Here is a 10,514-nt window from a genome sequence, read left to right on the forward strand (position 1 = left end):
CCGGGCCGTAACGCGGGACCGAGGACCATGTCGGCCACCCCGGCGGCTCCGCCTATCCCTGAGAGGCTCCTGATGGCCAGCTCGCGCTTCCAGTTCTTCGACCGGGGCAGGGGGATCGAGTGGCGGCTCGTCTCCGCCAACAACCGCGAGCTCGGCCGTGCCGCGCGGTCGTACCCGCTGCTTCCCGACACCGTAGCCGCGGTCGACGCCCTGCGGGCCGAGGCCGACGCGGCCGTGCACTGGCTGGAGCAGGACGAGAGCGGCCGCTGGCGGTGGAAGGCGAGCCTGCGCGGCGAGGTCGTGGCGGCCGCGAGCCGGGACTACCTGCGCCGGGCCGAGTGCGAGGCCGCGCTGGGGCTCTTCCGCGACGCGGCCCGCACGGCGACGGCCCAGCCGGTCGTCCATCGCTTCCTCCCGGCCGTGGGAACGCCGGCCCGGGCGCAGGAGCTGCTGGACACCGCGCGCCGACGGGTCCGCGTGCAGAGCTGACAGATGCGCCGATGGGCCGCATGCCCGGCTGGGAGCTTTCGTCCGGCTGCGCCTCGCGCCACATGAGGCCGACATGTGTTGTTCAGCTCGGCGTCCTCGCCCGGTCGGCTGACCCCGCGACCTTCTTCTCGGCCGCAGTCCGCGGCATCCCCGCCGTGGCCCGACCTCGTCCCGAACGTGGTACCGGCACGGCAACCCCTGAAGGAGCGCCCGGTGGGCCAGCCGAAGTTCGTCTTCGCTGCCGAGCCGTACCCGACACCGGGGCAACGAAACCTCGCTGTCCGAGAGTTCCGTGCCGCCGGCGTGCGGCAGGGCCTGCGGGTGACCTGGCGGCTGCGCTCGGCGAACAACCGGGGCCTCGCCGTCAGTGCCCGGGCGTACCCGGGCTTCGCCGCCTGCCACGACGCCGTTCTCGCTCTCCGCGCGCGGGTGGGGGAGGTCGTGACGGCGCAGTTCCTCGACGTCGACACCGGCCAGTGGGGGTGGCGGCTCGACCTCGACGACCAGACGGTCGCCCACAGCGCCCGTCAGTACGCGCGGGCCCGCGAGTCCGCCTACAGCCTCGACCACGCGCTGGAGGCCGTCGTCACCGCCTCCGTCGCCCGAACGGACGGACCTCTCTTGGTATCCGACCCCGCGCCGCTCGACGCGGCCCTCCCCGAGCCACTGGGCTCGTCCCACCGGGGGGACCTTCCGTGAGCGCGGTCATCACCGACCCGGCCGCCCCACTCGGCGGGCCCGACGGCGACGTCCCCCGCGCGTTCGGCAAGAAGCTGAGCGGCGCGGACCGGGCGTTCAAGCGGGTCACCACCGGCTCCGGGCTCGCCGTGCTCGTCATCATGGGGCTCGTCGGGTTCTTCCTGGCCACCCGAGCCGGTGACGCGCTGGGCGAGGCGGGCTGGTCCTTCTTCACCACCGAGGCGTGGGACCCGGACTCCGGCAACTTCGGCGTCGTCGCGATCCTCGTCGGCACCATCCTCATCGCGGCGGTCGCCATCCTGGTCGCCGTGCCGCTGGCCGTGGGCACCGCGCTCTACATCTCCGAGTACGCCCCGCGCCGCATCCAGCGAATGCTCATCAACCTCGTGGACCTGATGGCAGCCGTGCCGAGCGTCGTCTACGGCCTCTGGGGCCTCTACCTGCTGCAGCCGGAGCTGCTGGTGCACGGCCCGAAGGGCGAGGGGCTGCCGCGCTGGCTGGCGACGTACTTCGGCTGGGTCCCGTTCCTCACCGTCGACGGGGTCGACATGCGGGACCCGCTGGGCAACAACTCGGTCTTCCAGTCCTCGACGTTCATCGCCGGCCTGGTCGTCGCGATGATGGTCTCGCCGGTCATCTGCTCGATCATGCGCGAGGTCTTCGCCCAGGCGCCCATCGGTGAGCGGGAGGGCGCGTACGCCCTCGGCGCCACCAAGTGGGGCATGATCCGATCGGTCGTGCTGCCGTTCGCGCGCGGCGGCATGATCGGCGGGACCATGCTCGGCCTGGGCCGCGCGTTCGGCGAGACCATCGCCGTGTTCATGGTCATCTCCCCGCTCTTCGAGGTGCAGCCGCACATCCTGCAGAGCGGCGCGAGCTCGATCTCCTCGCTCATCGCGCTGCGCTACGGCGAGTCCTCGACCTTCGCGCTGTCGGCGCTCTTCGCGGCCGGGCTGACCCTCTTCGCGCTCACCCTCGTCGTGAACTCGCTCGCCGCGGTCATCGTGTCGCGCAGCCGGTCCGGGGCGGTGAGCGAATGAGCGCGCCGACCCTTTCCCGCCCCGCACAGCAGGCGGTGGCCCGGCCGGGCATCGCACCGGAGCAGGCCGAGCAGCGCCGCAACCTCTCCACCGTCCGCCAGGCCGACGTGCTCGCCCTGCTCGGAGCAGCCGTGGCGGCGGTGTCGTTCGCGTCCCTGCTCTTCACCCGGCTCACGCCGTTCAGCGGGCTGCTCGGCTTCGTCGCCGTCTCCTACGCGCTCTTCGTCGCGATCTACGCCCTTCTCGTCTGGGTCGAGGAGCCGGGGACGTACGTCCGCGACCGGCTCGCCGCCGTTGCCGCGCACACGCTCGGCTTCGTCATGCTGCTCGCCCTGGTCGTCGTGGTCGGCTTCACCTTCTGGCGCGCGCGGGACGCCCTCGGCAACGCCAGCTTCTTCACCGACGACCTTTCCGACGCGGGGCCGCTCGAGCCGCTCACGGTCGGCGGCATGCAGCACGCCCTCGTCGGGACGCTCGAGCAGATCTCCATCGCGCTGCTCATCACGGTCCCGCTGGGGATCACCGCCGCGGTCTTCCTGTCGCAGTTCCCGGGGCGGTTCAGCCGGGTCGTGCGGACCATCACCGAGGCGATGACCGCGCTTCCCTCGGTCATCGCAGGGCTCTTCGTCTACTCGGCGCTCATCATCGGGATCGAGCTCGGCCCGGTCTCCATCAAGGTGCCGCGCAGCGGGCTCGCCGCAGCGCTGGCGATCAGCGTCATGATGCTGCCGATCATCGTGCGCGCTTCCGACGTCGTGCTGCGCCTCGTCCCGGGCACGCTCATCGAGGCGTCCCTCGCCCTCGGTGCGTCCCGGTGGCGCACGGTCTGGACGGTGGTCCTGCCCACGGCCCGCTCCGGGCTCACCACCGCGGTGATCCTGGGGACGGCGCGCGGCATCGGCGAGACGTCGCCGGTGCTGCTGACGGCCGGCTACTCGACCGTCATCAACGCCAACCCGTTCAAGGACCCGCAGGTGTCCCTCCCGCTGGCCACGTTCACCCTCGTGAAGCAGCCGCAGGAGACGATGATCGCCCGCGGGTTCGGCATGGCCGCGACGTTGATGGCCCTGGTCCTGCTGCTCTTCATCGGCGCCCGCATCCTCGGCGGGCGAGGCCCCGGGCAGCTGTCGCGACGCCAGGTGAGCCGCCGCCGCGCGGCCTCGGCCCGGGACGCCGCCCGCTTCGCCGGCTACGCCGGGGCCGGCCGCATACCGAGGTCCTCCGGCTACGTGCCGGTGGACGACATGCCCACCCAAGAATTCCGGATGGACCTGGACGCCGACGGCGGCAGGACTGGGAGAGACTCCGAATGAGCGCAGCAGGAAAGACCGCCATCCCGGCTACGGTGCGACGCGCCCTCGCCGTCCGCGTGAGACGAGCGGCCCTGCTGGTGCTCGCGCTCGTCCCGGTCACCGGCGCGGCGCTCTCCGCCGCCCCGTCGGCCGCGGCCGAGGACTACGTCAGCATCAACGGCTCCGGCTCGACGTGGAGCGAGAACGCCATCGGCGACTGGGTCCGCAACGTCGGGCAGTTCGGGCTGAAGGTGACGTACGGCGGCGGCGGCTCGTCCGTCGGCCGCGAGCAGTTCGGCTCCGGCACCATCGACTTCGGCGTGTCCGAGATCCCGTACGGCATCACGGACAACGGCAAGCCGGACCCGGCCCCGCCGCGCAAGTTCGCCTACATGCCCATCGTGGCCGGCGGCACCGCCTTCATGTACAACCTGAAGATCAACGGCCAGCGGGTCACCAACCTGCGGCTCTCCGGCGAGACCATCGCCAAGATCTTCACCGGTGCCATCACGAACTGGGCCGACCCCGCGATCAAGGCGGACAACCCCGGGCTCGTCCTGCCCGCGCGCACCATCGTCCCGGTCGTCCGCTCCGACGGCTCGGGGACCACGGCGCAGTTCACCACCTGGATGGCGTCCCAGCAGTCGGGCATCTGGAACAGCTACTGCGCCGGGCTGGGGCTTCCGACCCCGTGCGGCGTGACGTCCACGTACCGCATCAAGGGCGGGACGAGCTTCGTCGCCCAGGCGGGCTCGAACGGCGTCGCGCAGTTCGTGTCACAGGCCCAGAACGAGGGGGCCATCACCTACGTCGAGTACTCCTACGCCATCAACGCCGGGTTCCCGGTGGCGAAGATGCTCAACGCGAGCGGCTACTACGTCGAGCCGACCGACCAGAGCGTCGCGGTGGCGCTGACCGAGGCCCGGATCAAGGCCGACCTCACCCAGGACCTCACCGGCGTCTACGTGAGCGGCGACCGGCGCACGTACCCGCTGTCCAGCTACAGCTACATGATCGTGCCGACCGCGGTCGAGAGCGGCTTCACCACGGCCAAGGGACGCTCCCTGGGCGCCTTCGCCAACTACTTCCTCTGCGAGGGCCAGCGCAACGTCGGCATCCTCGGCTACTCCCCGCTGCCCATCAACCTGGTGCGGGCCGGCTTCGAGGTGATCGCGAAGATCCCGGGCGCCGAGACGGAGAACGTCAACATCGCCTCGTGCAACAACCCGACCTTCTCCCGCGACGGCAGCAACACCCTGGCCGAGACGGCTCCGCAGCCGGCCGACTGCGACAAGCAGGGCGCGCTCCAGTGCTCGACGGGCACGGCCGGTGCTCCCCAGGACACCCCTGTCATCGACACCGGTGTCGGTGGAGGCGGCACGGGTGGCGGCGGTGACACGGGCGGCGGCACCACCGGTGACGGCGGTGGCGGCGGCGGTGGCGGTGACGGCGGCGGCGGGGCCACCGGCGGCACGGGGGGCACCACCGGCGGCAGCGCGGGCGGTAGCGGCGCCACGGGCGGCACGGCGGGCGCCGGCGCGACGGCCGGGACCATCGACCCCGTCACGGGCCAGGTCGTGGGCGGGGGAGCCGCGGGCGGCTCCGCGGCCGCGGGTGGCGTCGGCGGCTCCACCGGCGGCGGTGGCTCCGCGGGCGGCGGTGGCTCCGCGGGCGGCGGTGGAGGGGGCTCGGCGGGCGGCGCCGGCTCGGCGGGCGCGGGTGGCGCAGGCACTGCCCCCACCGGACCGGTCGTCGACCCGCTGACCGGTGAGGTCGTCGCCGCGGATGCCGCGGCGCTGCCGGGCGGCGCGGCTTCCAACGGCGTGGTCACCACCGGCGGCGGGGGGACCGGTGGCACCCAGTACCTGGGCGCGACACCGGTCTCCATCAGCGCCGCATCGGGCTGGGACCTGCAGCGCACGGTGATGGTGCTCAGCGCTCTGCTGCTGCTCGGCCTCGTCGTCGCGCCCCCGCTGGTCTCCCGGTTCGTCAACGGGGCCGAGGGCCGCAGCTGATGCAGACCCTCCTCGGTCGCCGTGCGTCCCGCGCGGCGAGCCTCAGCCTTGTCCTGCTCAGCCTGCTCGGGTCGGTCGCGCTCGGGCTCAGCCTGCCCGGGACGGTGCCGTCGGCCGTGGCGGCCGACGCCAACGGGCCGGACCGGGTGCTCGCCCTCGACGGGGGCTTCCTCGGGTCGGACTCCTGCACCTCGGACGGCATCGCGCTGACATGCCGTGGCCGCGGTGAGTTCAGCAGCCTCGCGGTCACGGTGTCCAAGACGACGAACCTCGTCAACGAGGCGGTCCAGGTGACGTGGACCGGCGGCGCCCCCACGCTCGAGGACTACTACACCGACTTCCTGCAGATCATGCAGTGCTGGGGCGACGAGCGCAGCGAGGGGCCGGACCGGACGCATTGCCAGTACGGCGTCTCCGGCCTCGACCGCGGCAACCTCGGCCGGCGTGAGGTCGGGCCGTGGGACATCGACCCCTTCGACCTGACGAAGGAGCCCGGCCAGCAGAAGGAGCTGTGGGACCCGGCCGAGCCGCTGACGCGGAACCGGTCCACGTCCCAGGTCTACGTCCCCTTCACCGCGGCCAAGAGCCCCGAGCAGGAGGGGCAGCCGGACCAGACGGTCAACAGCAACGGCAACGAGTTCTTCCAGGCCGGCACGACCACCGAGGTGCCGCAGGCGCGTACCAGTGCCGACGGCACCGGCCGGGTCGCCTTCGAGATGCAGACCGGGCGCGAGGCGAGCGGCCTGCGCTGCGGCTCTGCATGGCTCAACCGCACGACCGGCCGGGTCGAGCCGAGCCGTCCCTGCTGGCTCGTGGTCGTGCCGCGTGGGAAGTACGAGACGAACGGCAACGGGCCGCGTGTCCTCGGCGCCCACGCGCTGACGTCCTCGCCGCTCAGCACGACCAACTGGGAACAGCGAATCGTCTTTCCGCTGTCCTTCACGCCGAGCGAGAGCGCGTGCGCCATCGACCGGGCCAGTCGAGCGGTCGTCGGCCAGGAGCAGCCGGTGGATGCCGTCACCCGATGGCAGCCTGCCCTTTGCGCGGACGGCGGCCCCACGTTCACCTACTCGCAGGTGAATGACACCGTGGCCCGGCGGAAGCTGACGACGCCCACTCCCGACCTCGTCCTCACGAGCCGCGGCGTCAACCCTGCGACGGTGCCGACGTCGCGCCCCGTCGTCTACGCCCCAGTGGCCCTGTCCGGGCTGACCATCGCCTTCAACGTGGAGCGCCAGCCGAAGTGCACCGGGTGCACCGACGCGGGCAGCGTCGCGGCGCGGCGGCTCACCGGCACGCGCGTGGACAAGCTCGTGCTCTCGCCGAGACTGGTGGCCAAGCTGCTCACCCAGTCCTACCAAGCGGCCGTGCCGTCAGGGATGGGCCGCGAACTCGAGTACCTGGCGAAGAACCCGCTGAACCTCGGCGCGGACAAGGATTTCATCGCGCTGAACCCAGAATTCCAATACCTGCGTCTTGACTCCTTCCACGCGTTGACGACGGCCGGCGTCACGGATGCGGCAGGGACGTTGTGGCGCTGGATCCTGTCCGACCCCGAGGCGAAGGCGTTCATCGACGGCCAGCCCGACCCCTGGGGCATGACGGTCAACCGCAACTACCGCGGGCTCTCGGCCACCGACTCGTTCCCGCGCTCGGACCAGACGTGCGCGCCCAAGGAGGACCCGCAGCCGCCGCTCTGCGCGCTGGACTACGCGGGCTACGCCAACGACTTCCATGACGCCGGGCGGTCGGCGAGCCGTGGTGACCTGCTCACCCGGGCAACCTGGAACGCGAACGGGAACCCCCCGTCGTACACCAAGGACCCGCCGCAGCGGGCGGGTGTCCGCGCGGTGCTCGCGATCACGGACGTGCCGACGGCGATCCGCTACAGCCTCGGGATGGCGACCCTGCGCGACAGCGCGGGCAACGAGGTGGCCCCCACGACGGCATCGCTGCTCGCGGGGTACGCCGCGATGGTGCCGAGCGAGGTGCCGCAGGTGCTGCAGGCCGACCCGGAGACGCTGCAGGCCATCCCGGCCGCGTACCCGCTCACGACGGTCACCTACGCCGCGACCGCCCCGGCAGCGCTCACCGCGGACCAGCGCAGGGACTACGCGGCGTTCCTCGAGTACGCGGCCGGCCCCGGGCAGATCGAGGGTTTCCGACCCGGCACGCTTCCGCAGGGGTACGCCCCGCTGCCCGCGGCGCTGCGCAGCCAGACCGAGGCGGTGGTCGCGGCACTGCGCAACTACGTGGCGCCCTCGCCGTCGCCCTCGCCGTCCCGGAGCCCGAGCCCCTCGCCGAGCCCGAGCCGGACGGCGAGCCCGTCGCCGACGCCGACGCGCTCCCCGTCGCCGTCGCCCTCGCCGTCGGCGTCCCCCTCGCCGTCGTCCGTGCAGGCCGCGCCGTCCCCGTCGCGCGGGCCGGCCTCGCCGGTGCCTGCAGCGAGCCCGTCGCCGTCGCCCACGCCTGCGGCGCCGGGCGGCGGCACGTCCTCGACGAGCGGCGGCAGCACCGGCAGCTCGTCGACGACCGTTCCCAGCGGGGCCACCGCGACGTCGAGCCCCGCGCCGCCCCCGGCGACGTCCGCGTCGCCGGCCCCGGCCCCCACGGGCGCTCCTCTCCCGCCCGTCGCCAACGTCTCCGCCGTGACGCCGGGCACGGCGCTCGGGGCGGGACGACACGTCCTGCTCGGCGTGCTCGTCGTGGGCCTGCTCGCCGCGGCGGCCGGCCCGGTGCTGCGCCTGCTGGCCGACAGACCGAGGAAGTGACCCCGACCCGTCGGGGGCTTCCTCCGCGTGACCGCACGTCTCCCCATCCCACCTAGGTCACCTCGCACTTCGTCCTGAAAGGGCATTTCCGTGAAGAAGCGTTCGCTCCTCACAATCGTGGCGGCGAGCTTGCTCGCCGTCGCCGGCCTGGGCAGCTCGCAGGCCCTCGCCGACCCGCCGCAGAACGAGTACCGCGCGCTCTCGGGCGTCGGCTCCGACACCACTCAGGACGTGCTGAACGGGCTCGCCGAGGCCGTGACCGTCAACGGCCAGAAGGTGATCGGGTCCTACGACGCGATCGGCTCGTCCACGATCCAGACCAAGAGCAATGCCGCCTGTGCCGGCATCACCCGGCCCAACGGCTCGGGCGCCGGCCGAACGGCCCTCATCAACTCGCTCGTCGCGAACAACGGCTGCGTCGACTTCGCCCGATCCTCCAGCGAGACGCTGACGGCCGCTCCCGTGCAGCTGACGTACGTCCCGTTCGCCACCGACGCCGTCACCTTCGCCGTCACCGGCAACAGCGGCATCCCGCGCAACCTCACGCTCGACGAGCTGCGCTCGGTCTACAAGTGCGAGGTCGAGGGGATCAACCCCTACATCCCGCAGGCCGGCTCGGGCACGCGCTCCTTCTGGCTCGGCCAGATGCAGATCACCGAGGCGCAGATCGCGCAGGGCCTCTACCCGTGCCTGCGTGACCGCAAGAACGGCCAGCCGATCCAGGAGCACAACGGCACCTACTTCGGCCCGGACGACATCGTCCCGTTCTCGGTCGCGCAGTACATCTCCCAGTCCACCGCGGTCATCCCGGACATCCGCGGCTCCCTGCTGCTCGGCACGATCAACGGTGCCTCGCCGGTCACGCTGAACGGCAACTTCACCGTGACCCGCCCGGTCTTCAACGTCATCCCGACCTCGCGGGAGAACACCGCGCCGTGGAGCACCGTCTTCGTCGGCTCGAACTCGCTCGTCTGCCAGCAGGCCGCCACGATCGTGCGCTACGGCTTCGCCACCCGCGCCGACTGCGGCAGCACGACCCGTCGCACCGCCACCTCGTCTCCTCGTTGATCCGGCCTGAGTGTCCTACTTCGGAAGCGAGCATCACGTGATGAAGCGAATCCTCACAGCCGGGGCGACAGCCCTCGTCGCCGTGGCCGGTGTGGTCGTCGCCGCGCCGAGCGCGTCCGCGGCCGACATCGGCACGCTGACCGTGACCCCGACCAGCGGCAACCTCGAGACGGGTGGCATCGCCTTCCGTACGTCGGGCGGCTGCCCTGCCCCGGCCACGAACATCCTCGTCCGGGTCTTCGGCCAGGGCTTCCCCGAGGCCGGGCTCAACTACGTCGCGAACACCTCCCTGACGACCTACGGCTCGTCCAGCGGCTCCACCGCGCCGTTCACCGTGCCGGCGCCGCGGTCGCTGCGCGACCAGGGCCAGCTGGCCAGCCCGCCGGTGACCAACTGGGCCGGCACGTACGAGTTCCTGCTGGTCTGCCGCACCGCTCTGGGCGCGGCGAGCCTGGGGGACTACCGCGGCCGGATCACCTTCGGTGAGAACAACACCTGGACCGCCGCGAACGCCACCACGACGACCCTCGCCGCAGCGCCGGCCGGCCCGCAGCCGCAGGGCACCGAGGTCACGTTCACGGCCTCCGTGACCGCGGGCGTCGACGGTGCCGTGACGTTCCGCAACGGCTCCACCGTGCTGGGCACGGTCCCGGTCGCGAACGGCCAGGCCGCCTACACCACCTCGGCGCTCCCGGTCGGCGCCAACTCGGTCACCGCCGAGTTCGTGCCGACCACCACGGGGTACGCCGGGTCCACGTCGCAGGCCGTGAGCTACACCGTCACCCAGGCGACGCAGGCCACGACGACGACGCTCTCGGCCGCGCCGGCCTCGCCGCAGCAGGAGGGTGCGAACGTCACCTTCACCGCGACGGTCTCGCCGGCCGCCGCAGGCACCGTGACCTTCCGCAACGGAACCACCGTGCTGGGCACCGCGCCGGTCGCCAACGGCACCGCGACGTACTCGACGACCGGCCTGCCGGTCGGCACGAACTCGGTCACCGCCGAGTTCACCCCGTCGGGCTCCGGCGTCACCGGCTCGACCTCCCCGGTGCTGAGCTACGTCGTGACGGCGGCCCCGGTCGCCACGACGACGACCCTGTCGGCCGCGCCGGCCTCGCCGCAGCAGGAGGGTGCGAACGT

8 protein-coding genes are annotated in these 10,514 nt (G+C 72.6%); all 8 read left to right on the plus strand.

Going from position 1 to position 10,514, the window contains the following annotated elements; translation table 11 throughout:
* The first annotated feature begins 72 nt into the window (after positions 1–72).
* The gene (locus G9H72_RS18360; protein WP_166173838.1) at positions 73–489 is read left to right on the plus strand and encodes a hypothetical protein; all 417 of its coding nucleotides are present in this window, start codon (positions 73–75) and stop codon (positions 487–489) included.
* Positions 490–702: 213 nt separating this feature from the next.
* Positions 703–1,188 carry a hypothetical protein gene (locus G9H72_RS23205; RefSeq protein WP_166173840.1) on the plus strand — a complete coding sequence of 162 codons (486 nt, stop codon included), beginning with the start codon at positions 703–705 and terminating at the stop codon, positions 1,186–1,188.
* Entirely contained in the window at positions 1,185–2,228 is a 1,044-nt protein-coding gene (gene pstC, locus G9H72_RS23210; RefSeq protein ID WP_331272406.1) for a phosphate ABC transporter permease subunit PstC, read from the plus strand. Before G9H72_RS23205 ends, pstC begins: the two co-directional genes overlap by 4 nt.
* Positions 2,225–3,541 (plus strand): PstA family ABC transporter permease, encoded by a 1,317-nt coding sequence (locus G9H72_RS18375; RefSeq protein ID WP_166173842.1) that lies wholly within the window; start codon positions 2,225–2,227, stop codon positions 3,539–3,541. Before pstC ends, G9H72_RS18375 begins: the two co-directional genes overlap by 4 nt.
* On the plus strand, positions 3,538–5,535 hold the full coding sequence (locus tag G9H72_RS18380; RefSeq protein ID WP_166173844.1) for a phosphate ABC transporter substrate-binding protein PstS: 1,998 nt from the start codon (positions 3,538–3,540) through the stop codon (positions 5,533–5,535). The genes G9H72_RS18375 and G9H72_RS18380 overlap by 4 nt, the downstream gene beginning before the upstream one ends.
* Complete coding sequence (locus G9H72_RS18385) at positions 5,535–8,306, plus strand: hypothetical protein (RefSeq protein WP_166173846.1); 2,772 nt, start codon at positions 5,535–5,537, stop codon at positions 8,304–8,306. The genes G9H72_RS18380 and G9H72_RS18385 overlap by 1 nt, the downstream gene beginning before the upstream one ends.
* Positions 8,307–8,396: 90 nt before the next feature.
* Positions 8,397–9,374, plus strand: a complete 978-nt coding sequence (locus tag G9H72_RS18390) for a substrate-binding domain-containing protein (protein WP_331272407.1) — start codon at positions 8,397–8,399, stop codon at positions 9,372–9,374.
* Between the two features lie 40 nt (positions 9,375–9,414).
* On the plus strand, positions 9,415–10,514 hold a 1,100-nt coding region (locus G9H72_RS18395), incomplete at its 3' end, for an Ig-like domain-containing protein (protein WP_166173848.1).

The sequence above is a fragment of the Motilibacter aurantiacus genome (genome assembly GCF_011250645.1).
In the GTDB taxonomy this organism is placed as follows: Bacteria; Actinomycetota; Actinomycetes; order Motilibacterales; family Motilibacteraceae; genus Motilibacter_A; species Motilibacter_A aurantiacus.

Bases quoted from the DNA above. Each gene is read 5' to 3' on its own strand.
- G9H72_RS18360 (WP_166173838.1), top strand. From the start codon at position 73: ATGGCCAGCTCGCGCTTCCAGTTCTTCGACCGGGGCAGGGGGATCGAG.
- G9H72_RS18375 (WP_166173842.1), top strand. From the start codon at position 2,225: ATGAGCGCGCCGACCCTTTCCCGCCCCGCACAGCAGGCGGTGGCCCGG.
- G9H72_RS18380 (WP_166173844.1), top strand. From the start codon at position 3,538: ATGAGCGCAGCAGGAAAGACCGCCATCCCGGCTACGGTGCGACGCGCC.
- G9H72_RS18385 (WP_166173846.1), top strand. From the start codon at position 5,535: ATGCAGACCCTCCTCGGTCGCCGTGCGTCCCGCGCGGCGAGCCTCAGC.